General features: G+C 62.5%; 22 protein-coding genes. 11 read left to right on the forward strand and 11 right to left on the reverse strand.

The genetic code is table 11. The annotated features are described in order from the left end of the window. The first annotated feature begins 746 nt into the window (after nucleotides 1-746). The 3 genes from DESTE_RS15615 (at nucleotide 747) to DESTE_RS15625 (ending at nucleotide 2040) form a co-directional block, all read left to right on the forward strand. Entirely contained in the window at nucleotides 747-1259 is a 513-nt protein-coding gene (locus DESTE_RS15615; protein ID WP_035068650.1) for a hypothetical protein, read from the forward strand. Between the two features lie 176 nt (nucleotides 1260-1435). Further along, nucleotides 1436-1699 carry a glutaredoxin family protein gene (locus DESTE_RS15620; RefSeq protein WP_035070662.1) on the forward strand — a complete coding sequence of 88 codons (264 nt, stop codon included), beginning with the start codon at nucleotides 1436-1438 and terminating at the stop codon, nucleotides 1697-1699. Then, complete coding sequence (locus DESTE_RS15625; RefSeq protein ID WP_035068652.1) at nucleotides 1696-2040, forward strand: ferredoxin-thioredoxin reductase catalytic domain-containing protein; 345 nt, start codon at nucleotides 1696-1698, stop codon at nucleotides 2038-2040. Before DESTE_RS15620 ends, DESTE_RS15625 begins: the two co-directional genes overlap by 4 nt. 251 nt (nucleotides 2041-2291) lie before the next feature. Here the strand turns inward: DESTE_RS15625 and DESTE_RS15630 are convergent, their stop codons facing one another. Both DESTE_RS15630 and cutA read right to left on the reverse strand, forming a co-directional pair. Beyond that, entirely contained in the window at nucleotides 2292-3218 is a 927-nt protein-coding gene (locus DESTE_RS15630; RefSeq protein ID WP_035068654.1) for a carbohydrate kinase family protein, read from the reverse strand. A gap of 1 nt (nucleotide 3219) precedes the next feature. Further along, nucleotides 3220-3540, reverse strand: a complete 321-nt coding sequence (gene cutA, locus DESTE_RS15635) for a divalent-cation tolerance protein CutA (RefSeq protein WP_035068658.1) — start codon at nucleotides 3538-3540, stop codon at nucleotides 3220-3222. 578 nt (nucleotides 3541-4118) lie between these two features. On the opposite strand from cutA, the gene nth reads away from it, so the two are divergent. The 4 genes from nth (at nucleotide 4119) to DESTE_RS15655 (ending at nucleotide 7598) form a co-directional block, all read left to right on the forward strand. Next, nucleotides 4119-4964: an endonuclease III gene (nth, locus tag DESTE_RS15640; protein WP_035068661.1), complete on the forward strand. Its 846-nt coding sequence runs from the start codon at nucleotides 4119-4121 to the stop codon at nucleotides 4962-4964. Beyond that, nucleotides 4961-5794, forward strand: coding sequence for a ribonuclease H-like domain-containing protein (locus tag DESTE_RS15645; RefSeq protein ID WP_035068663.1), 834 nt, complete (start codon nucleotides 4961-4963; stop codon nucleotides 5792-5794). The genes nth and DESTE_RS15645 overlap by 4 nt, the downstream gene beginning before the upstream one ends. 200 nt (nucleotides 5795-5994) lie before the next feature. Next, on the forward strand, nucleotides 5995-6966 hold the full coding sequence (locus DESTE_RS15650) for a chemotaxis protein (protein WP_035068665.1): 972 nt from the start codon (nucleotides 5995-5997) through the stop codon (nucleotides 6964-6966). Nucleotides 6967-7250: 284 nt separating this feature from the next. Then, nucleotides 7251-7598, forward strand: coding sequence for a PilZ domain-containing protein (locus tag DESTE_RS15655; protein ID WP_035068667.1), 348 nt, complete (start codon nucleotides 7251-7253; stop codon nucleotides 7596-7598). A 165-nt stretch (nucleotides 7599-7763) separates the two neighbouring features. On the opposite strand, the gene metK is transcribed toward DESTE_RS15655, so the two are convergent. Both metK and panC read right to left on the reverse strand, forming a co-directional pair. After that, complete coding sequence (gene metK, locus DESTE_RS15660) at nucleotides 7764-8933, reverse strand: methionine adenosyltransferase (protein WP_035068670.1); 1170 nt, start codon at nucleotides 8931-8933, stop codon at nucleotides 7764-7766. 132 nt (nucleotides 8934-9065) lie between these two features. After that, the gene (gene panC, locus DESTE_RS15665; RefSeq protein ID WP_035068672.1) at nucleotides 9066-9917 is read right to left on the reverse strand and encodes a pantoate--beta-alanine ligase; all 852 of its coding nucleotides are present in this window, start codon (nucleotides 9915-9917) and stop codon (nucleotides 9066-9068) included. A 516-nt stretch (nucleotides 9918-10433) separates the two neighbouring features. Here panC and DESTE_RS15670 point away from each other — a divergent pair. Then, nucleotides 10434-11063, forward strand: coding sequence for a hypothetical protein (locus tag DESTE_RS15670; protein ID WP_245590875.1), 630 nt, complete (start codon nucleotides 10434-10436; stop codon nucleotides 11061-11063). Between the two features lie 180 nt (nucleotides 11064-11243). Here DESTE_RS15670 and panB read toward each other — a convergent pair whose 3' ends face one another. Further along, on the reverse strand, nucleotides 11244-12146 hold the full coding sequence (gene panB / locus DESTE_RS15675; RefSeq protein WP_035068675.1) for a 3-methyl-2-oxobutanoate hydroxymethyltransferase: 903 nt from the start codon (nucleotides 12144-12146) through the stop codon (nucleotides 11244-11246). A gap of 440 nt (nucleotides 12147-12586) precedes the next feature. Between panB and DESTE_RS15680 the strand changes: the two genes are divergently transcribed. From DESTE_RS15680 to DESTE_RS15690, 3 genes are all read left to right on the forward strand, one after another. Next, complete coding sequence (locus tag DESTE_RS15680; RefSeq protein ID WP_035068677.1) at nucleotides 12587-13477, forward strand: flagellin N-terminal helical domain-containing protein; 891 nt, start codon at nucleotides 12587-12589, stop codon at nucleotides 13475-13477. Between the two features lie 177 nt (nucleotides 13478-13654). Continuing rightward, nucleotides 13655-14320, forward strand: a complete 666-nt coding sequence (locus tag DESTE_RS15685; protein ID WP_156925394.1) for a DUF2238 domain-containing protein — start codon at nucleotides 13655-13657, stop codon at nucleotides 14318-14320. Nucleotides 14321-14630: 310 nt separating this feature from the next. After that, nucleotides 14631-15254: an HD domain-containing protein gene (locus tag DESTE_RS15690; protein WP_035068680.1), complete on the forward strand. Its 624-nt coding sequence runs from the start codon at nucleotides 14631-14633 to the stop codon at nucleotides 15252-15254. Nucleotides 15255-15307: 53 nt separating this feature from the next. On the opposite strand, the gene DESTE_RS17780 is transcribed toward DESTE_RS15690, so the two are convergent. The 6 genes from DESTE_RS17780 to DESTE_RS15710 form a co-directional block, all read right to left on the reverse strand. Continuing rightward, nucleotides 15308-16663 (reverse strand): NurA domain-containing protein, encoded by a 1356-nt coding sequence (locus tag DESTE_RS17780; protein WP_084559500.1) that lies wholly within the window; start codon nucleotides 16661-16663, stop codon nucleotides 15308-15310. Nucleotides 16664-16672: 9 nt separating this feature from the next. Then, on the reverse strand, nucleotides 16673-18709 hold the full coding sequence (locus DESTE_RS17785) for an ATP-binding protein (RefSeq protein WP_084559501.1): 2037 nt from the start codon (nucleotides 18707-18709) through the stop codon (nucleotides 16673-16675). Beyond that, nucleotides 18706-19719, reverse strand: a complete 1014-nt coding sequence (locus tag DESTE_RS17790; RefSeq protein ID WP_084559502.1) for a DNA-methyltransferase — start codon at nucleotides 19717-19719, stop codon at nucleotides 18706-18708. The genes DESTE_RS17785 and DESTE_RS17790 overlap by 4 nt, the downstream gene beginning before the upstream one ends. A 141-nt stretch (nucleotides 19720-19860) precedes the next feature. Further along, entirely contained in the window at nucleotides 19861-21081 is a 1221-nt protein-coding gene (locus DESTE_RS15700) for an ABC transporter permease (protein WP_035068682.1), read from the reverse strand. Next, nucleotides 21081-22388 (reverse strand): ABC transporter permease, encoded by a 1308-nt coding sequence (locus tag DESTE_RS15705; RefSeq protein WP_035068685.1) that lies wholly within the window; start codon nucleotides 22386-22388, stop codon nucleotides 21081-21083. The genes DESTE_RS15700 and DESTE_RS15705 overlap by 1 nt, the downstream gene beginning before the upstream one ends. Beyond that, nucleotides 22385-23170, reverse strand: coding sequence for an ABC transporter ATP-binding protein (locus DESTE_RS15710; RefSeq protein ID WP_245590876.1), 786 nt, complete (start codon nucleotides 23168-23170; stop codon nucleotides 22385-22387). The genes DESTE_RS15705 and DESTE_RS15710 overlap by 4 nt, the downstream gene beginning before the upstream one ends. Nucleotides 23171-23181 lie beyond the last annotated feature (11 nt).

The raw sequence follows: 23181 nt of genomic DNA on the forward strand, positions 1-23181 counted from the left end.
CTTGTTCCTGATGGTTGTGGAGATGAAATCCCTGCCGGGCAGGGCGCAGTGTCCATGAATGCGTGATGCCGCCAACAAAACCGTGTTCCGTTCGTGCTTCCTTGTGCGGGGCATTGTCCCGGTGGCGTGATGCGTCTGCGCCGTTCGTGCGGCATGTGTCTGGCGGGCGCGGTGCGGCGGGTGGTGTTGCCGCGGCCTGGGGCCCTTGCCCCCGGCAGTCGTGTGTGCCGTGTGTCCCGTCCCTCGTCGTGGCCGCCGGGGCTGTCGCTGTTACGCTGGCGCATGGTCGCGCTGTCGGGCTTTTTCCCCCGTGTCGAGTGGCGTATCGTCCGGTTTCTGGGCGGCGATGCGGGTTGAGGGTTTGCACGGCGCGTTGCCGGTTCGCAACCGTTCCGCGCGGAAATCGTGACCGTACCGGACGTGCCGACGGGCCTTGCCGATGGCTTTCCAGTTACGTAAGTCATAGGAAGACGTTAAGAAAGATGTCAAGGGCAAACTGGACGTCGCCCCGGTAGTCCGCGCCCCGCAACGGTTTGCGGGTTTCGCGCCGCCCCGGTGGACGGATGGGCCGTGGCGGGGCGGGGTACCGTTGGCCACGCCGCACCGGCTGAGGCGGGTTGCAGGTGCGGTCGGCTGGCCCGGCTGCAACTACTGTGCATGGCTGCAACGGCTGTGCATGGTTGCCGGGGGCCGGTCCTGCCGTTCGCCACTTGCGCACGGGGACCTTTCGCGGCATGGAGTATGGCATGATACGCGGCTTGATTCTGGGCGGCCTGTTCGTCCTGCTGATTTACCTGCTGTTGCGCTACGTGTGGCGGACCAGGCCGGAAAACCCGCGCGAGGTGCTGCGCGAGGAGCTTTTGCGCCGCCGCGCCGTGGGCGAAAGCGCCACGGGCATGTCCGAACGGCTGCGCGACGTGGCCCGCGAGCGGCTGCGCCCCGTGGCCGCCGCCCTGGACGAGATGCGCGAGGAACTGCCCGAGGACCAGCGTTTCGACCTGCGGGACGACGGCGATACCCTGACCGTGCAGGCGGGCGGACGCACCATCGAGGTCATCCACAACGCGCTCACGGTATTGCTGGGAAACCGCAACGGCGCGGAAGCCTCCGGCGGCGATGGAGCCCGCCGCCCCCTGCGCGACGAGCGCTACGGCATTCGCGTGGATGGCGCCTTCGAGGAGCATGCCGACCTTGCCGGAACGGTGCGGCGGCTGGCCTCGCTCATCGCCGACGCGGTGGCCGGGCGACCATCCGCCTAGCGGTAGGCGGTTTCCGCCGGGTGATCCCGGGCACCTGGTTCCGCCGGGCAGCCCATCCGCGTCCCCATACGGATTGTCACGCCGGGGGGCTGCTGCTAGGATGCACCAGCGGTTCGCGGCACCTCAGCCCCATTCCAATGAACGATGCGGCGCGCACGCCGAACGAGGTATCCATCATGTCCGACGATTCCAACGAAGTGAAACTGTTCGCCCTGTCCACCTGCGTTCACTGCAAGAATACCAAGCAGTACCTTGAAGAGCATGGCGTGGACTACAAGTGCGTGTTCGTGGACCAGCTGGAAGGCGACGAGCGCAAGTCGGTGCTGGAAGAAATCCGCGCCCACAACCCCAAGCTGTCCTTTCCCACGCTGGTTTGCGGCAATGGCCGCGTCATCGTGGGCTTCCACAAGGAAGACATCAAGGAGGCACTGCAACTATGAGCGGCCCCGCCACCCCGCAGGCGCTGCATGACATGCTGCGCAAGATTCAGGAACCCAAGGGCTATTTCTTCAACAAGGACATGGACATGACCATGCCCCTGCTGGAAAGCCTGCTGGTGAACAAGCAGCGGTACGGGTACATGGCCTGCCCCTGCCGCCTGGCCCTCGGCGAGTTCGAGAAGGACCGCGACATCGTTTGTCCCTGCGTGTACCGCGAGGACGACGTGAAGGAATTCGGGGCCTGCTTCTGCGGGCTGTATGTGTCGCAGGCCTGGAACGACGACGAAATTCCGCACGACATCGTGCCGGAGCGCAGGCCGCCGGAGAAACTGTTCGGGTAGGTGGTGTGGCCGCAAGGTGCCTTTTGTCCTCTGCCGTCGTCAGCGTGTTTTTTTATTCCGGTCGAGTACCACAAACGTACACTCCCTTCATAAAAAAGCCCGCTTCCTCGGCAGAGAACAAAAAACCTTCTTGCGGCCATACCACCTGAAGCCGTGCATTGGCATACCGTTTAGTAAAACTGAACCGCCGCCGACTTCCCGAAGGAATCCGGCGGCGCTTTTCGTTGCGAGTATGTCGTGTGCGTGGTGGGTTAGTTGCCGAAGGCCGCCGCGTGCCGCGCCGCAAACTGCTCCGGCGTGAAGGCGTGTTCCTGGGTGCCGTAGTGCTCCACGCAGAAGCTGGCGCAGGTGGCCCCCATGCGGGCAGCCTGCACCACGTCCTTGCCGTCCACCAGCCCCTTGATGAGGCCCGCGCGGTAGGCGTCGCCCGCGCCGGTGGGGTCCAGCACCCGGTCGGCCTTGACGGCGGGCACCAGCACCGGGCTGCCGTTGTCGATGCGCGAGCCGTGCTCGGACATGGTGGTGATGATCCCCCCGGTGCGTTCCAGCAGTTCCGCCTTGGTGCGGCCCGTGGCCTTCATGATCATTTCCAGTTCGTAGTCGTTGGTGACCAGCATGTGCGCGCCGCAGATGGCTTCGTACAACTGGTCGCCGGACAGGGCGGGAATCTGCTGGCCGGGGTCGAAGATGTAGCGCACGCCGCGTTCGCGGAACATGCGCGGCAGGCCCACCATGTCATCCACGTTGCCGGGCGAGACGATGGCCATGTCCGCCTTGGCGTCCAGCGCGGGGAAGGAATATTCGCACGCAAAGCGCATGGCCGCCGGGTTGAAGCCGGTGATCTGGTTGTCGCTCTGGTCGGTGGTGATGTAGGCCCCGGCGGTGAACTGGTCGTCCAGCTTGCGGATGCCGTCCTGCGGCAGCCCCAGCCTGTCCAGTTCCTCGGCGTAACGGTCGAAGTCCTTGCCCACGCAGCACAGGATGTGCGGGGCCTCGCCCAGCAGGGCCAGGCTGTAGGCGATGTTGCCCGCCGTGCCGCCGCGCTTTTCCTCCAGCCGGTCGATAAGGAAACACACGTTCAGGATATGTATCTTTTCCGGCAGGATATGGTCCGCGAACTTGCCGGGAAAATTCATGATGCGGTCGTAGGCGATGGACCCGGAAACGTAGATGGACATGCTATGGCTCCTTGCGGGTTACTTCGTCGATCCAGCCGAGAAAGGCGGCGCTGCCGCCGGTGATGGGCAGGGTGACCACACAGGGCACCTCGTAGGGGTGCAGTTGCAGTACCGCCTCGGTCAGGGCGGGCACGAGGGCATCGGTGGTCTTGGCGATGAACGCGGTTTCGGTTTCGGTCTGGATGTCGCCCGCCCAGTGGTAGATGGACCGGATGGACCCCAGCACGTTGACGCAGGCGGCAAGCCGTTGTTCCACCAAGCTGCGGCCGATGCGTTCGGCTTCTTCCGGGTTCGGGGCCGTCATGTACACGATGACCGCCATGTGGACCTCCTGCGGCGGAATATGCCACCCGCGCGCCGATGGTGAGGATGGTACGCGGGATGGCCGCGCGGTGCGGGCGGGCGGCGGATGCGCGGTATGGATGGCATCCGCGCGCGGCGCGCCGCCCATGTGCATAGCGGAGAAGCCAGCGCACGGCAACGCGATGATCACGGTTCCGACGCCGGAATGCCGCGGGGGCGGTGCGGTGGGTGGGGGATGGCACGGCGGGGCGGCGGCGGATGCCCCCGCGAAGGCGCGGCACGCCCCGGCAGGCGCGCCCCGTCTTCCTTTCCGATGTGGTTGCGGGGCGCGGTCCGGCATGGCATAAACTGGCCGCCGCGCGCGGAACGGGCTGTCACACGGCAGCATGCCTGCCCCGGTGCGTCTGTCAGCCTGCCCGGCCCTGCCCAGTCATGCCCGGCCCTGCCCGGTCATGCCCGGCCCTGCCCAGTCATGCCCGGCCCTGCCCGGTCCTGCCCAGTCATGCCCGGTCATGCCCGGTCTGTTCGTCACTGTCCCTTTGGCCTGTTGTCCCGCTGCCCGGCAGCCCCGCGCACATCCCCTTCACGGAGCCTTTCATGCAGACCGCCGACCGCGCGGCCAGGGTTCTCGAACTCCTGCGCCTGCGCTACCCCACCCGAGAAACGCATCTGGTGGCCCAGAACGCCTGGGAACTGCTGGTGGCCACGGTGCTGGCCGCCCAGTGCACCGACGTGCGCGTGAACCAGGTCACCCCAGGCCTGTTCCGCCGCTGGCCCGGCCCGGCGGAGCTTGCCCGCGCCACGCAGGAGGAACTGGAAGAGGTCATCCATTCCACTGGCTTTTACCGCAACAAGGCCACCAACCTGCTGGGCGCGGCCCGCCGCGTGGCCGAAGTGCACGGCGGCGAGGTGCCCCGCACCATGGCCGAACTGGTGCAGCTGCCGGGCGTGGCCCGCAAGACGGCCAACGTGGTGCTGTGGGGGGCCTACGGCATCAACGAGGGCATTGCCGTGGACACCCACGTCAAGCGCATCGCCTTTCGCATGGGCTTTACCGAATCCGTGGACCCGGTGCAGATAGAGCGCGACCTGATGGATCTTTTTCCGCGCGATGCCTGGGGCGACGTGAACCACATGCTGGTGTGGTTTGGCCGCCATGTCTGCGATGCGCGCGCCCCGCGTTGCGGCGAGTGCGAGATGATCGAGGTCTGCCCGCGCCACGGGGTGGGGGAGAAGGCAGGGGCGGTCACCAAGGTCCGGAAGCCTCGGGGCGGCAAGAGCAGCGAAAAGAGCAACGAGGCAGAGCAGGAGGCCGGAAGTGAAGCCCGGCCCGAAGGAAAAGGGGCGGCAACCGGATTTGGTAAACCCCGCAAGCCCACCATGGGTGGGCGACGGCGGGCTGGTAACGTGGGGCGCTCCGGCAGCAGCGGCGGCAAGTCATGATCACTTCCACTTTCCGCCATCTGCCCGGCGTGGGGGCCGCCTTCGAGGAACGCCTGTGGCGCGGGGGCTGCCTGACCTGGCAGGACGCCGCCGCGCGCGGCGACATTCCCTGCCGCAAATACGAGGCAGGCACCTTTGCCACCGGCATCGCCGATTCGCACGCGCGCCTCGCCGCGGGCGACGCCGCATGGTTCGGCCAGCGCCTGGGCGCGGCGGACCAGTGGCGGCTGTTTGCCGCGTTCCGCCATCAGGCGGCCTACGTGGACATCGAAACCACCGGCCTCGGCTGGCCGGAATCGCACATCACCACCATTGCCCTGTGGGACGGAGTGCTGTTGCGCACCTACCGGCACGGTGACAACCTGGAAGCCTTCGCCGACGACATCCGCGACTACAAGCTGCTGGTGACCTTCAACGGGCGCGGCTTCGATGCGCCGTTCATCGAGCAGACCTTTCGCCAGAAGCTGGACATGGCCCATCTTGATCTGCGCTGGGTGCTGAAGCCGCTGGGCTATTCCGGCGGGCTGAAGCGGGTGGAGCAGGCCTTCGGACTGGATCGTGGCGGCCTCTCCGGAGTGGACGGCTACACCGCCGTGCTCCTGTGGCGCCACTGGCGGAACAGCGGCGACGACCGCGCCCTGGAAACCCTGCTGGCCTACAACGCCGAAGACGTGCTGACCCTGGAGCCGCTGGCGGTGCATGCCTACAACGCGCACCTGGCCGGGCTGCCCGCCCTGCCGGAGCATCCGCTGCCGCAGTGCGGTCGGGCCGACAACCCCTTCAATGCCAGCGCCGAGGTGCTGCGCAAGGTGGGCGTGCGGGCGGCCTGAGCTCCGTTGCCCGCCAAATCCGGCTTCGCTTTCCGCAACCGGCCCCGTTTTGCGTTCTTCCGCATCGGGCCGCCCGGCCCCTTTCCTTCGCGTACACGGCGGAAAGGGCTATATTGTTGCCCCCAACGCGGAAAAACAATTGCCCATGGCGGCCCGTGTGGCATACTGGAGCGCACGTCACGACCTTTCAGGGGGGCCGCATGAGCCAGACCAACATTCTGCTGGAATCGGGCACCAACGAGCTCGAAATCATCGAATTCTACATCGAGGAAACCCTGCCGGGGGGCGGGGTGTACCGTGGCTACTACGGCATGAACGTGGCCAAGGTGCTGGAGATCATCCGGCGGCCCACGGTCACCGGCGTGCCCAGCAAACACCACCCGGCGGCGCTGGGCACCTTCAACCTGCGCGGTAGGGTGCTGCCCCTGGTGGACCTGGGCGGGTGGCTGGGCAAGCAGGTGGTGGCCAGCGACACGCTGAAGGTCATCGTGTCCGAGTTCAGCGGCATGGTCACCGCGTTCCTGGTGTCCGGGGTCACGCGCATCCACCGCCTGAGCTGGAGCCAGGTGGAGGCCCCCGACACGCACATGCAGACCTACAGCGGCCAGTCGGTCATCGGGGTGGTGCGCTTCGAGGACCGCATCGTGTTCCTGCTGGACATGGAAAAGATCGTGGCCTCCATGAATCCCCGGGCGGACATCGGCGCGACGCTGGCGGCGGTGGAACCGGTAGTGACGGCGGCCGAACAGTGGCACGTGCTCATCGCCGACGATTCCTCGGCCATCCGCAACATGATCGGCAGCACCCTGGAGAAGGCGGGCTTTCGCGTCACCCGCACCAGCAGCGGGCGCGAGGCGTGGGACGTGCTGTGCGGCTGGCGCAAGCGCTCGGAAGAAGAGCGCAAGCACATCTACGACTACGTGGACCTGGTGGTGTCGGACATCGAGATGCCCGAGATGGACGGCCACAACCTGACCCGGCGCATCAAGGAAGACCAGGTGCTGCAAAAGCTGCCCGTGGTGCTGTTCTCCTCGCTGATCACCGACGCCCTGCGCCACAAGGGCACCGCAGTGGGGGCCGACGACCAGATATCCAAGCCCGACCTGCCCGGCCTTACCGAGCGGGTGCGTGGCCTGATCGAGCGGTTTCGCCAGGGGGCCAGTGCCGCATAGTCCTGCCGGTCTGGGGGGGGCGCAGGTCCGTCCCTGGCCCCAGAGGGGCCCGGTCGGACATGTGATGCGCCCCGACTAACGACGTTCCCTTCCTTTCCCGGATATGGTAGTGCTGCTGCCGTTTCAGGGGGCTCTGCGCCGGGTGTTCCGGCATGCGCACTCGGGCGGCCCACCCGGAGCAGCCGGACCGTACGATTCGTGCAGACCGTCCGCTCCGGACAGGTCGCCCATCTGGACAGATCGTACGGCAGTCGCCACGGCAGGGCGAAAGGGGGGCAAACATCATGGAACGCAGGCGTCACGCGCGCATCTTTCTGAAGGCCTACGGGCTCAACCAGTCCTGTCGGGTGCACATGGACGGTGCGGACCGCATTGCCCAGATCATCGACATCAGCCCCGGCGGCTCGCGCATGCTGCTGGCCGACGGCGGCCCCATGCCCGCGCAGGGCGTGCGGGGCACCCTGGTGCGGGGCGAGAATTTCCAACTGGCCTACCTGCGGGACGTGGCCTACACGGTGGCCTGGGTCAAGAGTGACCAGCCGGGGGGCTTCGAATTCGGGGCCAGCTTCGACGTGGACCTGGACGCCTCGGTGTCGGGCCTGCAGGCGGACCTGGCCGATCTGGCGGGATAGTCCGGATAATGGCCGGATAGTGGCGGGGCCGTCACGCCGCGTCCGCCTCGCGTCTGGCCCGTGTCCGCGCCGGGTGCCGGGCAGGGGCGGGATATCAACGCACGCAAAAAGGGCGGGGAGCATGCTCCCCGCCCTGTCTCTTTCCGGCTGGCTTGCGTCGCGCGCCTAGATCTTGGCGGCGGTGCGCAGGTCGGCCACGGCGTCGCACTGCTCCCAGGTGAACTCGGGCAGTTCGCGGCCAAAGTGACCATAGCAGGTGGTCTTGCCGTAGATGGGGCGATTCAGGTCAAGGCGCTTGATGATGTGGTACGGGCGCAGGTCGAACACCTCGCGCACGGCGCGGGTCAGCACTTCGTCCGACAGTTCGCTGCTGCCCAGAGAGGAAACCAGCACCGAAACCGGCTCGGCCACGCCGATGCAGTAGGCGATCTGCACTTCGCACTTGGGGGCCAGACCCGCCTTGACCACGTTCTTGGCGATGTAGCGGCCCATGTACGCGCCGGAACGGTCCACCTTGGAGGCGTCCTTGCCCGAGAACGCGCCGCCGCCGTGGTGACCCGCGCCGCCGTAGGTGTCCTGGATGATCTTGCGGCCGGTCAGGCCGCAGTCGCCCATGGGGCCGCCGACGACGAAGCGCCCGGTGGTGTTGATGAAGATTTCGCAGTCGTCGGCCATCAGGCCTTCGGGCAGCGTCTTCTTGATCACTTCCTCGATGATGCCTTCGCGGATGGTGGCGTTGGACACGTTGTCGGCATGCTGCGACGAGACCACCACGTTGTTGATGTGCACGGGCTTGCCGTCCACGTATTCGAACGAAACCTGGGTCTTGCCGTCGGGCCGCAGGAAGTCGAGAATGCCGTCCTTGCGCACCTTTGTCAGGCGCTGCGAAAGCTGGTGCGCCCAGTAGATGGGGGCGGGCATGAGGGTGGGGGTTTCATCGCAGGCAAAGCCGAACATCATGCCCTGGTCGCCCGCGCCCTGGTCTTCGGGGTTGCCCCGGTCCACGCCCTGGGCGATGTCGCCCGACTGCTTGTCGATGGAGGAGATGACCGCGCAGGTCTTCCAGTCGAAGCCCATTTCCGAGCTGTTGTAGCCGATGTTCTGGATGGTGGAGCGCACCACCTCGGGCAGGTCGGCAAAGCCCTTGGTGCGGATTTCGCCCGCGATGAAGGCCATGCCGGTGGTCACCAGCGTTTCGCAGGCCACGCGGGACATGGGGTCCTGCGCCAGCAGCACATCGAGCACGGCATCGGAAATCTGGTCGGCAACCTTGTCGGGGTGCCCTTCGGTGACGGATTCGGACGTGAAGAAGTAGCGGCCTTTTCCGGGAATCATGCGGTCCTCCTGATGATGCGCGCGTGGCCCCGGCTATGGCCTGCTCCCCGGTGTTGCGGTGCGGGCGGTGCGGGCTTCGGGCGCGTTTCTTTGCGTGGGTTGCGGTAGTCTGTTCCGGCTGTTCTGGTGGCCCTATTCGCCCGCCAGCAGCATGTTGTCGATAAGCCGGGCCTTGCCCAGGCGGAAGGCCACCGCGCACAGGGCCGCGTCGGCAATGCGCGCAAGCGGCTCCAGCGTTTCCGGATGCACGATGGACACGTAGTCTTCCTGCGCCAGGGGCAGATTTTCGCGCCAGTAGCGGCGCATGGCTTCTGCCACGGCGGCGGCGTCGCGCTCGCCCCCCTGCACCAGCGCCCGGCCAAGGGCCAGGCCGTGGTGGATGTTGGGGGCCTGGGCGCGCTCTTCGGTCGAAAGGTAGATGTTGCGCGAACTCATGGCCAGCCCGTCCTGCTCGCGCACGATGGGGCGGCCCACCACGTCCACGGGCACGTTCAGGTCGCGCGCCATGCGGCGGATGATGGCCAGCTGCTGCCAGTCCTTCTGGCCGAACACGGCGGTACGCGGCATGGCCAGCTGGAACAGCTTCATGACCACGGTGCACACCCCCCGGAAATGGGTGGGGCGCGAAACGCCGCACAGCGTGCCCGCCAGTGCGGGCACCTCTATCCACGTGGCATACCCCGCCGGAAACATGTCCGCGGGCTGCGGGGTGAACAGGATGTCCGCGCCGTTGGCCTCGGCCAGGGCGGCATCGCGTTCAAGATCGCGCGGGTAGGCGGCCAGGTCTTCGCCGGGGCCGAACTGGGTGGGGTTCACGAACAGGCTGACCACCACCTTGTCGCCCACCGAGCGGGCGTAAGACATCAGGCTTTCGTGCCCGGTGTGGTAGTAACCCATGGTGGGCACCAGCACGGTGTGCTGGCCGTCGGCCCGCCAGCGCAGGCAGGTCTGTTGCAACGTGCGGGGATCGGTGAGTATCTGCATATCAAGTTATCCGAATATTGTTGTGTAGGCGGGTATACACGCACCCCGCCACGATGTCCAGCGAAAACGGCGTCCGATATGGGCGGCGCGAAGCTTGCCGGGCAGGTGGTACGGGCTGACCGGCAGGTTTGTCCGCGTGGCGGGTGAAACGGCAAGTTCCGTACCGGAGGGGGCGTTCGCCCGGTACGGTCGCAGGGCGTCCCGTTTGCGACGCCATCACTTGACGGAGGCGATGGCTGCGGGCAAGAGCAGGGTCGAGCCCTTCCGCACACTGAGTGCGCCCGCAACACCAATGCCCACGGGAGCCGCATGGTCGCGCCCAATTCTCATGATACGCCCAAGGCACGGCCCGAGGCAACGGATGCTTCCTCCGCAGTGCGGGAGCCGTCCCGCCCGGCGTCGCCGCCCCCTTCACCAGAAACGGGCCGGCCTGGTCAAACGGGCCAAGCGGGTCAAGCGGGCCAGTCGGGTCAAGCGGGCCAATCGGGCCAGCCGTACCATCAGGGGCAACTGGACGTGTTCTGCGCCGTGTACGCGGTGGCCAATGCCTTGCGCTCGGTTCATCCGCTGGGCATGGGGCAGGCGCGGCGGCTGTTCAACGAGGTGTTGCTGGACCTTGCCCGCGATACGGACGCCTTGCGCGCCGTGCTGTACAACGCCACCGACCACGATGCGCTGGTGCGCACGGTGCTGGAGCGCGCCAGCCGTGACGTGGTTTCGCTGCGCGTGGAGCGCCCCTTCGCGGCCAGCCCGGCCCTGCGCGTGACGGGCAGGGTGGGGCCGGATGCGTCGGCAGCGGGGCGGGGCGGGCGTGGGCCGGACGGCGCCGCGCAGCCCACGCCCCGCGCGGTGTGGGAAGCCCTTGTGGGCTGGCTTTGCGGCGGGGCGGGACGGGCGGCCGTGTTGCGCTTTCACCGCTATCTGCCCTTCAAGGGCGACCCGGTGATTTCGCATTGGACGGCAGCGGGCATTCCGTTGGGCGATACACTGTTCCTGCACGACTCCAGCCGCGAAGCCAACGCCATCCACGTCATCGAGCGGGGCGGCTTCGTCACCGCGCCGGAGCATCTTTCCGACGACAGGCTGCTGCTGGTGGAGCCGCGCTGCCTGTATCTGCTGGAGATTGAAGCGCAGGGGGCTTCGTAGCCGCGCCGTCTCGCAGTCGCCCAGTCTCGCGGTCTCGCGGTTCCCGGCTTCCCGGCTCTGCCGTCCCATACTCCAGCGGTCCCGCGGTCACGCGGGTGTGCCGACCGCTTGCTGCCGTTTGGCGTGCGGCGGGCAGTGCTATCCCTTTCTCTGCTTCTTTTCCTGCTCCAGTTCCTGCGCCTATCCCTTCCCCTGACCGGCCTCATCACCGCCCAATTGGCGCAATTCCTCGTCGGGCATGGCAAAGCCGTGTTCCGGGCCGGGAAAGACGCCGCTTTCCACTTCCTGCTTGTAGGCGCTCACGGCGGCGGTCACCTGCCCGGCCAGGTTGGCGTAGCGCTTGACGAAGCGGGGCACCATGCGGTCCTGCAGGCCCAGCATGTCGTGCAGCACCAGCACCTGCCCGTCGCAGTCCGGCCCCGCGCCGATGCCGATGGTGGGGATGGAGAGCGCGGCGGTGATGCGCGCGGCCACGGGCGAGGGCACGCACTCCAGCACGATGGAGAAGCAGCCCGCCTGTTCCAGGGCCAGGGCGTCGTCAAGCAGGCGGCGGGCCGCGTCGGCGGTCTTGCCCTGCACCTTGAACCCGCCCAGTTGCGCCACCCGCTGCGGGGTAAGGCCGATGTGCCCCATGACCGGAATGCCCGCGTCCACCAGGGCCCGCACCTGCGGCAGGTATGGTCCTGCGCCTTCCAGCTTCACGGCGCGCGCCCCCCCTTCGCGGAACAGCCGCCCGGCATTGCGCAATGCGTCCGCCGGGCTCGTTTCGTAGGACAGGAAAGGCATGTCCGCCACCACCAGCGCGCGGGTGACGCTGCCTGTCACGGCGCGGCAGTGGTGTACCATTTCGTCCACGGTCACGGACAGGGTGTCGCCCCGGCCCAGCATGACCATGCCCAGCGAATCGCCCACCAGGATGATGTCGATGTCGCAGGCGTCCACCAGGGCGGCGGTGGGCGCGTCGTAGGCGGTAAGCATGGCGATGCGTCGCGCGCCCTTGGCGGCGCGCACGTCCAGCGTGCCCACGGGGCGACGCGTCTGCTGCTGGGGGGTGGAACGTTCCGGTGTCGGATGGACGCTCATGAAAGGCTCCTTGCTGTGCGCTGCGGGCGGAGTGCGTCCGGTGATGGCCCGGCGCGGATTACGCCGGCGCGTTTTGGCGCTGCGCGTTGGGTGATGCTTTGGCGCTGGTCACCGGGGAATGTTTCGGCGCTTCGCGTTGGGCAATCAGTCTACATCCCCCTTCGGGGCATGGCAAACCGCCGGGCATGGCTGGCCGCGAATTTCCGCCTGGTGCGGGAATCCGGCTCCAGGCAGTTTCGCGTCCGCCCGGTGTCACGCCGGCACCCGTCTCGAACTCCGCCGAATCCGGTTTATCCGGACAGCGTAAAGAAAAGTGAAGATCGCCCCCTATAGTTTTACATTGGCGGGCCGAAAAGAGGGGCATGAACGGCGGATGATCGCATGGATGCGATCGGCGTGGTGCCCCGCCCGGAACGGCGCAATATTCATGGAGGAATATTATGTCTCTCGTAATCAATCACAACTTGATGGCAATGAATGCCGCCCGCAACCTCAGCTCGTCGTACGGCAACCTGTCCACGTCCGTGCGCCGACTGTCGTCGGGTCTTCGTGTTGGCACCGCTTCTGACGACGCGGCCGGCCTGGCCATTCGCGAACTGATGCGTTCGGACATCGCAGCCCTGAACCAGGGTGTGCGTAACGCCAACGACGCCATTTCGCTGATCCAGACCGCCGACGGCGCCCTGGGCGTCATCGATGAAAAGCTGATCCGCATGAAGGAACTGGCCGAACAGGCCGCTACCGGTACCTACACCTCGGACCAGCGTCTCATCATCGATTCGGAATACCAGGCCATGGCCTCGGAAATCACCCGAATCGCCAACTCGACGGACTTCAACGGCATCCACCTGCTCAACGGCAACCTGTCCGGCGCCACCCACGATGGTTCCGGCCTCGTGTCCACCGGCAAGCTGAAGGTCCACTTCGGCTCGGCCAACGACTGCTCGGAAGACTACTACTACATCCGCATCGGCACCTCCACGGCGTCGGCGCTGGGCGTGGGCAGCCAGGCAGCGGAAGGCAAGGGCAAGTCGATCTCCACGCAGTCTGCCGCGCAGGCCGCCCTGGAAGGCATCGAGAACGCCATCATCTCGAAGGACAAGATTCGCGCGAACCTTGGTGCGCTCCAGAACCGTCTGGAAAACACCATCAGCAACCTGCAGATCCAGTCGGAAAACCTGCAGGCCGCCGAATCGCGGATTTCGGACGTGGACGTTTCGAGCGAAATGACCGAATTCACCCGTCAGCAGATCCTGACCCAGGCTGCCGTCGCCATGCTCTCGCAGGCCAACTCCCTGCCGCGTATGGCCATGCAGTTGCTGGGCGGCTAAGGCACACACCGTAAGGTGGAGGGGTTTTGGCAGACACGCTCGACCGGGCCGCGCAAGCGGCCCGGTTTTTGTGCGTTTGTCGCCAGCCTGTTGTTTACAGCGGTGGGCGGCATGCGGCATCGTGGCGTGCATCCCCCATTCCGCAGCCGCAGCGTAGCCGTACCGCAGGAGAATTCCATGGCCGTGCCTTCCGTCCCTTCGTCGAATACGCCCCCGAATACGCACCGGGATGCTTCGTCCGGGCCGTCACGCCTGCCGGAAGTGCTGGCCGCCGTGTTCGTCGTGGTGTTCATCGTGCTGGGCATTGCCCCGTACGACCGTACGGTGTGGTACATGGAGGTCACGCCGGTCATCACCATCTTTCTGCTGCTGGCGGGCACGGCGCGCAAATTCCGGTTCAGCGGCGCGGCCTATCTGCTTATGGCGGTGTGGCTGTTCTGGCACACCGTGGGCGGGCACTACACCTTCGAACGGGTGCCCTTCGGCTTCATTACCGATGCCTTCGGCTTTGCGCGCAACCATTTCGACAGGGTGGGGCATTTCAGCGTGGGCTTCTATGCCTATGCCTTCGCGGAACTGCTGACGCGCCGCCGTCTGGCCGGGCCGGTGGTGACCATGCTGTTCGCGTTGTTCGCCATCATGGCCGTGGCCTGCGGCTGGGAAATCCTGGAATGGCTGGTGGCCGATGCCGAAGGCGGCGAGGCGGGGCTGGCCTTTCTGGGCAGCCAGGGCGACGTGTGGGATGCTCAGAAGGACATGCTGGCCGATACGCTGGGGGCGGTGTTCGCGTTGGTGCTGTTCCGGCTGTGCGGCAGGCGCTGGGGCAGCATGGACCCGGTGTAGGCCCGGTTTGGGGGTAACGGGCGCGTCTGGGCGGCAGGGCGCGCGATGCCGGAGGCAGACCGGTGCGGCTGAAAGCGGGCGAGCACGGGCGGGATTGTCCTGATGTGCCCTGATATGGCCTGATATGACCTGACGTGTCCTGCCGTGCCCTGATGACTTGGTAGGGCTGGACGGCAGTGCGGTCCGGAGCGGCGGGCCGTTTGGACAGCACCGGGGAAATGCCGTATGCCGGACGGGCGCGCCGCGCGGCGCATCCGGTGGCTTTTCACCGGGCGCTGGCGGCCGACGTCATTTTTTCCGGAGCCTTGCCATGACCGCCTGCAATCCCCAGTTGAACCTTCAGGGGCGCGGCCGCCTGAAGCGCATCGTCGATTTCCTGAACGAGGCGGGCATGCTGCGCCTCACGCCGCGCACCGGCTACCAGTTTCTCGGCACCGGCAACGAGAACGTGGCCGAACACTCCTTCCGTACCGCCATCATCGGCTACGTGCTGGCCCGCATGGCCGGGGCCGATCCTTCCCGTACCGCCATGCTGTGCTTGTTCCACGACTTTCACGAGGCGCGCATCGGCGACTTCAACTACGTCAACCGCATCTACAACACCACCAAGCCGCGTGACGCCGTGGTGCATGCCGCCGAGGGCACTGGCCTTGAAGTGGACATGTTGGAATTCTGGGACGATCTGGAAGCCTCGCAGACGCCCGAGGCGCAACTGGCCCACGACGCGGACCAGTTGGACCTGATCCTGAACCTGAAGCGCGAACTGGACCTGGGCAACAAGTACGCGGGCAAGTGGATGGAAAGCGCGCTGGAGCGGCTGCACACCGAAGAAGGCCGCGAACTTGCCCGGACCATTGCCGAAACCGACCACACCGACTGGTGGTTTCTGGGCCCGGACCGGGCGTGGTGGGAGAGGAAGAACGGGAAGGAGTGAGTGTGGTAGTGTGAATACGTTGAATAGCTTGGCGAATATATACCAATGTTTGACTAATGTCCGATCACCCTTTTTGCAAAATGTTTTAAGATATGGCTGCTAGGGTGTGCGGCTAAGCTTACTAGTTTGTTTGCTAAAGCAATCGGAATCAATGCGGAGTCATACATATCGCAGTGAAGCTCTTCAATATGCGTTAAGATTGTTTCAAGATTTGGTATATCCTGAGGAAGGGGGGTCTTTTTTAATTCCCGAACTGGTGCAGAGATAACGTGCATCTGCCCCGATTGTGTTTTGAATATAATTTTATGCCCATAGTATGATGTCGATGCGTATGGCCGTGTGGGATCTTCGTTGCCTGGTGATATGTAGCTGTATATGTAGGCGTCGCTAAGGATGAGGAACGATCCTGCGGGCATTTTCTTTTGTATGTCTCTTGCGTGGTCGACAAATGCTCCGCTCTTTTCAAGGCCAACAAGTAAGACGTTATAATTGTCAAACAGCCAACAAACTAGGTCGTTCATTGGTTTGTGTAACCGGGCTGTTTGACCAAAAAAACCTGTAGGCCGATCCATAATGAAGAGAACCGACTTGAGACGATCGGGTTGGTAGCGGAGAACGTGGCGAATTATGTGGATTGTTATTATATGTTCAATCACGCCAGTAAGATAGCTGCAAATTCCACCTGCGCCGAGATCGTTGTCGATGACTTCGTGGAAGCGGAAAATGTCTGTCAGATATATTTCTTTTTTAGTCGTCGGGCATATGTAGATGCCATTACCTGTAACATCTTCCTCTTTTAGTTCTATCTGTCCATATGAACTTCCATGTGGATTGCTTGATAGAGTCCAGCTTTTGTCGCTCGGTTCTCTTTTCGCGGAAGGTTTGTATTGTTTAAATATAAACCATCGCAGCGTATCTAAAAGGCTTTCTTCTTCGCTTAAAGTTTCCGTTTTGAAAAAGTTATAAATTTCACTCCTGACAGAATCCAAAAGAGTGTTTTCGCTTTTGAAGTGGACTCCCTTTGTTGGCAGCACAAGCTTGAGTCGTTCGATGTTCTTTAGGCGCGCCATGTCTTCAGGGGCGATAAAGCTGCATTGCTCTATGGCGTGAAGATCGGCTCGTTCAAACCTAAGCGCGCCAAATTGAAAGAAGTGAATAATTGCAGATGGGAAGTCCTTGCGGACCGCAGTCTCTGTGTAGCCGCCATCAATGGCGACAATATCTGTAATCGGGCTGATTTTTTGTGGTGTAAACGTGTGGATCATATCCTCAATCGATTCACCCTTCATTAAGGGAGGGATCCAGAGTCTCTCTAGTGCATTCTGCACCTTGGGGTCGTTAATGATGTGGTGGTGCGATGCTTTGCTAGCCCTTTCAAAGGGCTTTGGTCCATTCTTTGAGTATCCCATGGCATTGCCTTAGGTGCGAGGCGCGTTTTCGGGGGGGAATCTGTCGACTTGTACTGGGACAACAAAAGCGTTGCTATATGTCTTCATCCGTACAAAGCCCTTGTCTGTGTCTTGGCTAAATCGGATTAAACTTTCCGTGAAATCACTAAAGTCGTAGTATTTTCGTAATTCACGGATTTCGTCTTCGTTATTAAGGTGTGAGATGAACCAATTTTGTGTGGCCTTTAATATGTTTGAGCTGATGGAGCTGACTTCTTGGGTGGCATAGACGAGGCCTAGGTTCAGTTTTGCGCCTTCTTTCGCAAGCCTGTTGTAGATTTGGGATAGATCCTTATCTTCTTTTTTGGGGAATAGGTTGTGTGCTTCTTCAAAGTAAAATTGTATGAAGTTGTTTGGTAGTGTTGATGTAAATCTATTCATTGCGTCTCGGAAGATATGGCGAGTTATCCGTTCTGTGAACATTCTTTGTATGTCGTCATCACCAAGAGATAGGTCAACGATTACGATATTCCCAGCGCGGAGCTGCGCTAGGATATCTGTGTCAAAAGGTTTTTGATTTGTCGAGGTGTGTTGTGGAATGATCTCTTTGAGTATGCGAAACCCAGAGCAGTCTGTACGCCCCCCAGGGGACCTCTTTCTCGTGAGAATTGTGAGGAGGGCCTTTAAGTCATCGTCAGCCCATTCTTTTTGTTTTTTCTTTTTATAGTCGCTAAAAACATCGGCATCTTCGTACACGGTCCAAAGTGAATCCCACCACTCGGCAGATTCCTCAAGGGTAAGTCCATTCTTTGGGTCTGTGTTTGTACTAACTACTGTACGAATATCTCTATTTGCTACGAAGCTGACTTTAAAGTCACTAGGTGGTGTAAAGCCCGCGCGATAGAGGCACGAGTAGTAGACGGCTAGCTTTCGGTCGTATCTGTTTTTTGCAGACTTGTTCTCATTATAGTCTTCGGGTTTGTCTAAGACGACATTTCGGAAGTTTGTGGCAAAGCGCGAAGAGTCTTCTGCGATGCTGGGATGGGAGCATATTAAGTTAAATCCAGCTTCGAGTTCGTTGTAGAAATTAACCTTCATTTCTTTGAAGCCGTTTTTTTTAACGGTTGAATATCTTACTGTTGTATCTTTATATAAGTCGAATATCGCTGTTCCTTGGTCTTGAAGGTTCGGGTTCGCGTATTCGCCGTTGATGTCGAAAATGATTTGCCCAATTGGATATTTGGGAGTTCCTGTGTCTGTGAAGGGTTTAAGGACTTCGTCAGTACTTTCTCTATACTGGTCGAGAATGAGAGATGAGTGTAGGCTCATTTCTACGTTGGCTTGGATGATCTTTTTGACAGTATTGGATTTTCCTGTCCTGGTCATTCCGAACATTGCAGTTCGTTTCCCGGCGAAGTCTTGGGCTTGAGCGTATACAGGGACTTCAGGTTCTTTTCCTTGGAAACGCAGGCTAGAACTGTATCTTACTTTTCCAACCCGAATATCGGAGATGCTTCCGGGGGTTCCGAACTGGCGGTAGTTGACTATGTATTTTAGAATATCTGGGGACGGCTTGATGACGGAGTAGTTGTGTGAGCTGTAGAAATTCTCAAGATCCGCTCCAAAGCGAGTGTTTTTGTGCTCGTCTTTGTAGAAACAGCCCAAGATGGCGCACTTCAAGCCGCTAAAAGAGAATTCGTAGCGTGTAAAGGTGTCCAGTTGCGAGCGTTTTGTTTCGCCAGTTTCTATGCCTTCTTTGTAATATTCTACTAGGCTGCTGACTACATCAGGGTCTGTTGGAAGTGTTGTTGGTGATAGGACGCGTAGTAGTATTGCCTCAAGTGATGTGTCATCTTTTGGTTCATTGTCGTAGTATGCGATTAAAAAACATCCCTGTGGGATGCCCCCGGCATTTTGCTTCCAGGCGTCCGCAACGAGTATTTCGACATGTGCATAGCTGAGTCTGAATGGGCGACCAACAAACTCGCCAGTGTCCCAAAATAGCTTCCCTTCGTTTTCCTTTCGCCTAAATATATTTGTCTGTGAAAGCTGCTTGCTTATACTCATTCGGATACCTGCCTGTTTGTAAACTCAGGTGCTGTGAACCTTATTTGGGATTGCTCAACGTATTTTTCTTCAGCGTCAACAGCAATCCAATATCTATCGTGTGTTGCTGCTGCAAAGCCAGTTGTATTGCTGCCTGCGAAGGGGTCCAGAACCAAATCCCCTTTTTCTGTGAGGAATTCAATAAAGAATCCAGCGAGACCTATTGGCATCCTCGCTGGGTGTGGGGAAATATTTTTTTCCTTGCATGCTTTGTGAAAATAGTCATTTGAAGATGTGTTTGCCATTGAAAAAGTGTTTGGAAGCCTTGTCTCGCGAGTTTCATCGAGTGCGTCAATCTCAAAAAAATTATGAGCTATAGCCCCGCCTTGATCTTTTAAAAAACCCGACGTGCTTATATTGTGTTCAGATGGCCGCTTACCTGCGTTGTAGTTTCCACGTTTTAGAAGCTTTAGCATTGACTGACTATATGGTCTTAGCACGTTCTTGTTGTCAGCCTTGGGATAGTCAGATTTAGCAAGCCACCATACATGGGTGAAGCTGTCTACTGTTCTGATGCGATTTACGGTTACCCATTGCGCAGGTGAAGGAAGTCGTGATGGATTGTAGCATATGAATTGCTGTATTAGCCTTAGATTCGCTTTTTTGTGGCGCGCAAAACCTAGTAATGATTCTAGATGCAGAAGTGATTGTATCGGTCTATTGGGTTCCCAGGAATTTCCTAGCTCGAGAACAATAGAGCCTGTTTCTGTTAATAGACTTGAAAAGATTGGTGCTAATGAGGTAAACCATTTTAAGTAGCTGTCTCCCGTTAGATTGCCATAGCTTTTTTTAGTGTTGAGTGGGTACGGTGGGGATGTGAGAATCAGGTCAACGTTCCCGCGCAACTGCTCAAAACGTTTGCTTTTTAATATTTTGGGGGAATCGCCGACAAAATAAAGTCCATCTTCACAAACGTGTGCAGCTTGGTTCTTGGGGAGTGAAGCTAGTAACTCTTTTTTCGAAGGCTGCATGTTCTTGTTCCGTTTCGTCTGCATGTTTTTCTTTACGCGTCTACTAATTGTCCGATACTGGATAGCGAGGCAAGCTTTTTTTGATTGTTTGCAAACGGTTCTGTTGGGTTTGAAGTGTGACCTAGAGGAAATTTCCCAGGATCACTCAGGATTCCTGAGCACCTCCAGCACCTCCACCCGCGATGCCTGCCACGCCGGGTATGCCCCGGCCACCAGCCCCAGCAGCACGGACGCCACGCACGCCCCGACGATCAGCAGCGGGTCGTACAGGTACGGAAAATCGCCCACCGCATACACCACGCTGACGATGCCGACAGCCGCCATCACCCCGGCGGCCCCGCCCACCCCGGCCATCACCCCGGCCTCGGCCAGAAACTGGCGGATGATCACCGTGCGGCTGGCGCCCACGGCCCGGCGGATGCCGATCTCCAGCCTGCGGGCGCGCACCAGCAGGATCATGATGGACAGGATGCCCAGCGCCCCCACGGCAAACGAGATGGACGACGACAGCACCCCCAGCGTCCACACCAGGTCCAGCGCCTGATTGCGCAGCCGGGCCGAATCCTGCGCCGAGATAACCGAAAAATCGTCCTTGCGGCTTGGCCCCATGTGGTGGCGGCGGCGCAGAATGTCGGTGACGGTGGCCTTGGCTGCGGCCTCGTCGTTCTGGTTGTGCAGGTTCATGAACACGCCGCTGATCCAGTCCTGGTTGGTGAAGCGGCGCATGTACGTGGACAGCGGGGTGAACACCATCTCGTCAAGGTTGGCCCCGGTCACGTCCTGGCCCTTCTCGGGCAGCACGCCCACCACCAGCACGTTGGCGCGAAAGAAGAACACCTGCCTGCCCACGGCGTCTGCCGGGTCGCCGAACAGGCGCTGCGCGATGGCGTAGCCCAGCACGCACACCTTGGCCTGCGTGGCCTCTTCTTCATCGTTGTAGAAGCGGCCATGCTCGGTTTCCAGCATGCGCACCTGCGCGTAGGCCGGGGGCGACGCCATGAGCTGGCTGCCGGTGGTCACCCGGCCATGGCGTACCGGCATGGAGCCGCCGGCATAGGGCACGCCAAGGCGCACCTGCGGCACGGACCCCAGGATTTCGCGGGCGTCCTCCAGGCTGAAGGTGGTGGTCATGCCGGTGACGCGGGTGGAGCCTTCACGCCGGAAGTTGGCCTGCCCGGACATGGCCTGCAGCAGGTTGGGGCCAAGGCGCTGCGTCTCGATGTCGGCCTTCTTGACCATGGCCTTCGAGATGTGCAGCACGGCGGTAAGCGCCAGTGCGCCCAGAAAGACCCCCAGCATGGCCAGCACCGTACGCATGCGGTGGGCGGCCAGCGAACGCAGGGCAATGCGCAGCCGCTGCATCACTCACCCCCGCGCAGGGCCTGGATGGGGTCCAGCGCGGCGGCCTGCCGCGCCGGGCGCAGCCCGAACACCAGCCCCACCGCCGTGGCGGCGGCCAGGGCCAGCAGAAATACCTTGACCGACAGCACCATCTCGATGAGCCCCAGGCGTTCCAGCATCTGGCCCATCAGCGCGCCCAGCACCACGCCGCCCACGGCGCCGCACAGGGTCAGCGCAAGGGATTCCATGAGGAATTGCAGCAGGATGGCTCGTCCCGGCGCGCCCAACGCCTTCTTGAGGCCGATCTCCACCCGCCGTTCGGTGACCGAGAGCAGGAACAGGTTGGCCAGCACGAAGCCGCCCACGATCATGGCCGCCGCCGCCGTCACTCCCAGAAAGAGCACCAGCCCGCCCTTGATCACGGACAGGAATTTCAGCACCTCGCGCGCGGTGAGGATGGTGAAGTCGTCGGGGTCTTCGGGCGCCAGACGGTGCAGGTGGCGCAGCAGGCTGCGCAGGTCTTCCACGTGGGCGTCCATACCCGCCACATCCTCGAACTTCACGCGCAGGGCGCGAAAGTAGCGGCGGTCCATGTTGAAGCGCTGGGTCAGGGTGGTGAGGGGAATGATCACGCGGTCGTCCACGCTGCTGCCGCCGCCGGACATGCCCCGGTACTGCATCAGCCCCACCACGGTGAACGGCACGCCGGACATCAGGAAGGTCCGCCCCACGGGGCTTTCGTCGCCGAACAGCTCGCGGGCGGGCCTGTCGCCCATCAGGGCCACGCGCGCGCCACGCTGCACGTCTTCCGCCGTCAGGTCACGGCCTTCCACCAGCGGCCAGTTCCAGGCCCTGGCGTAGTTTTCGGTGGTGCCCGCCACCAGCGACACGTCGTAGTTGTTGGCCTCGTGCTTCAGGCGCACGTTGCCCTTGGAGCGCATGGGCAGCACGATGTACGCGCCCGGCAGCGACTGGCGGATGCGCGATGCGTCCTCCCAGGTCAGGGTAAGGGTGCGGGCGCCCACGGCGCGGTTGACGATGTTGCCGCCGAACACCAGCACTGCGTCCGGCCCGAACATGTCGGCGATCTCGTCGGCCTTCTTGGACGCGCCATCCACGGCGGCCACGATGACCGTCAGCGAGGCGATGCCCAGCGACACGGCGGCGATGACGAAAAAGCTGCGCAGCCGGTAGGCCAGCAGCGCGGAAAGGCCCAGCGCGGCGGCGCGCCAGCCTTCGCGCGCCAGCGCGGGCAGGCTCCGCCCGCCGAAGCGCCCGGAAGGGGGGCCGTGTTCCGGGCTGGATGCCATGCCCGCCGGGGTGGTCATGCGGATGCTCCACCCGCCGCGGCGTTGCCATGCAGGCCGTCGCTTTCGATGACCCCGTCGCGGATGACGATGCGCCGCCGGGCGCGGGCGGCGGTTTCCGCGTCATGGGTCACCACCACCACGGTCTTGCCGGTGCGGTTGATGTCCGCGAACAGGTCCAGGATGTCGGCGCTGGTGGTGGAGTCGAGCTGGCCGGTGGGTTCGTCGGCCAGGATCAGGGCGGGGTCGTTCAGCAGGGCGCGGGCCAGGGCCACGCGCTGCTGCTGTCCGCCGGAAAGGCGCGCGGGCACGAAGTCCATGCGGTCACCCAGGCCCACGCGGTGCAGCAGGTCTTCCGCCCGCTTGCGCTGGGCGCGCAGGTTCTTGTGGCTGTACAGGCCGGGCAGCAGCACGTTGTCCAGCGCGGTGGCGTAGGGGATGAGGTAGAAGTTCTGGAACACGAAGCCGGTCAGCTGGTTGCGTGCTTCCGAGCGGGCGTCGTCGTCCAGGTGCGACACGTCGTGCCCGTCCAGCACGTAGCGGCCCGCAGTGGGGCTGTCCAGCAGGCCCAGAATGTGCAGCAGCGTGGATTTGCCGGAGCCGGAAGACCCCTGGATGGCCACGAATTCGCCGCGCGCGATGGAAAAACTGACGCCGCGCAGCACGTCCACGGTCAGGTCACCCTGGGTGAAGCTGCGGGTGATGCCGGACAACTCGACCAGCGGTGCGCCGGAGCCCGCCGACGGGGCGGGGGTTTCCTCCGTGCCGGGTCGCAGTGCCGTGTCGTTGGGGGTGGTGGTCATGCCGTGCGCCC

The organism is Nitratidesulfovibrio termitidis HI1 (genome assembly GCF_000504305.1).
GTDB lineage: Bacteria > Desulfobacterota > Desulfovibrionia > Desulfovibrionales > Desulfovibrionaceae > Cupidesulfovibrio > Cupidesulfovibrio termitidis.

Bases quoted from the DNA above. Each gene is read 5' to 3' on its own strand.
- DESTE_RS15700 (WP_035068682.1), bottom strand. From the start codon at position 21,081: ATGCAGCGGCTGCGCATTGCCCTGCGTTCGCTGGCCGCCCACCGCATG.
- DESTE_RS15615 (WP_035068650.1), top strand. From the start codon at position 747: ATGATACGCGGCTTGATTCTGGGCGGCCTGTTCGTCCTGCTGATTTAC.
- metK (WP_035068670.1), bottom strand. From the start codon at position 8,933: ATGATTCCCGGAAAAGGCCGCTACTTCTTCACGTCCGAATCCGTCACC.
- DESTE_RS17785 (WP_084559501.1), bottom strand. From the start codon at position 18,709: ATGAGTATAAGCAAGCAGCTTTCACAGACAAATATATTTAGGCGAAAG.
- nth (WP_035068661.1), top strand. From the start codon at position 4,119: ATGCAGACCGCCGACCGCGCGGCCAGGGTTCTCGAACTCCTGCGCCTG.
- DESTE_RS15685 (WP_156925394.1), top strand. From the start codon at position 13,655: ATGGCCGTGCCTTCCGTCCCTTCGTCGAATACGCCCCCGAATACGCAC.
- DESTE_RS17790 (WP_084559502.1), bottom strand. From the start codon at position 19,719: ATGCAGCCTTCGAAAAAAGAGTTACTAGCTTCACTCCCCAAGAACCAA.
- DESTE_RS15705 (WP_035068685.1), bottom strand. From the start codon at position 22,388: ATGACCACCCCGGCGGGCATGGCATCCAGCCCGGAACACGGCCCCCCT.
- DESTE_RS17780 (WP_084559500.1), bottom strand. From the start codon at position 16,663: ATGGGATACTCAAAGAATGGACCAAAGCCCTTTGAAAGGGCTAGCAAA.
- panB (WP_035068675.1), bottom strand. From the start codon at position 12,146: ATGAGCGTCCATCCGACACCGGAACGTTCCACCCCCCAGCAGCAGACG.
- DESTE_RS15625 (WP_035068652.1), top strand. From the start codon at position 1,696: ATGAGCGGCCCCGCCACCCCGCAGGCGCTGCATGACATGCTGCGCAAG.
- panC (WP_035068672.1), bottom strand. From the start codon at position 9,917: ATGCAGATACTCACCGATCCCCGCACGTTGCAACAGACCTGCCTGCGC.
- DESTE_RS15645 (WP_035068663.1), top strand. From the start codon at position 4,961: ATGATCACTTCCACTTTCCGCCATCTGCCCGGCGTGGGGGCCGCCTTC.
- DESTE_RS15680 (WP_035068677.1), top strand. From the start codon at position 12,587: ATGTCTCTCGTAATCAATCACAACTTGATGGCAATGAATGCCGCCCGC.
- DESTE_RS15650 (WP_035068665.1), top strand. From the start codon at position 5,995: ATGAGCCAGACCAACATTCTGCTGGAATCGGGCACCAACGAGCTCGAA.
- DESTE_RS15655 (WP_035068667.1), top strand. From the start codon at position 7,251: ATGGAACGCAGGCGTCACGCGCGCATCTTTCTGAAGGCCTACGGGCTC.
- DESTE_RS15620 (WP_035070662.1), top strand. From the start codon at position 1,436: ATGTCCGACGATTCCAACGAAGTGAAACTGTTCGCCCTGTCCACCTGC.
- DESTE_RS15630 (WP_035068654.1), bottom strand. From the start codon at position 3,218: ATGTCCATCTACGTTTCCGGGTCCATCGCCTACGACCGCATCATGAAT.
- cutA (WP_035068658.1), bottom strand. From the start codon at position 3,540: ATGGCGGTCATCGTGTACATGACGGCCCCGAACCCGGAAGAAGCCGAA.
- DESTE_RS15710 (WP_245590876.1), bottom strand. From the start codon at position 23,170: ATGACCACCACCCCCAACGACACGGCACTGCGACCCGGCACGGAGGAA.
- DESTE_RS15690 (WP_035068680.1), top strand. From the start codon at position 14,631: ATGACCGCCTGCAATCCCCAGTTGAACCTTCAGGGGCGCGGCCGCCTG.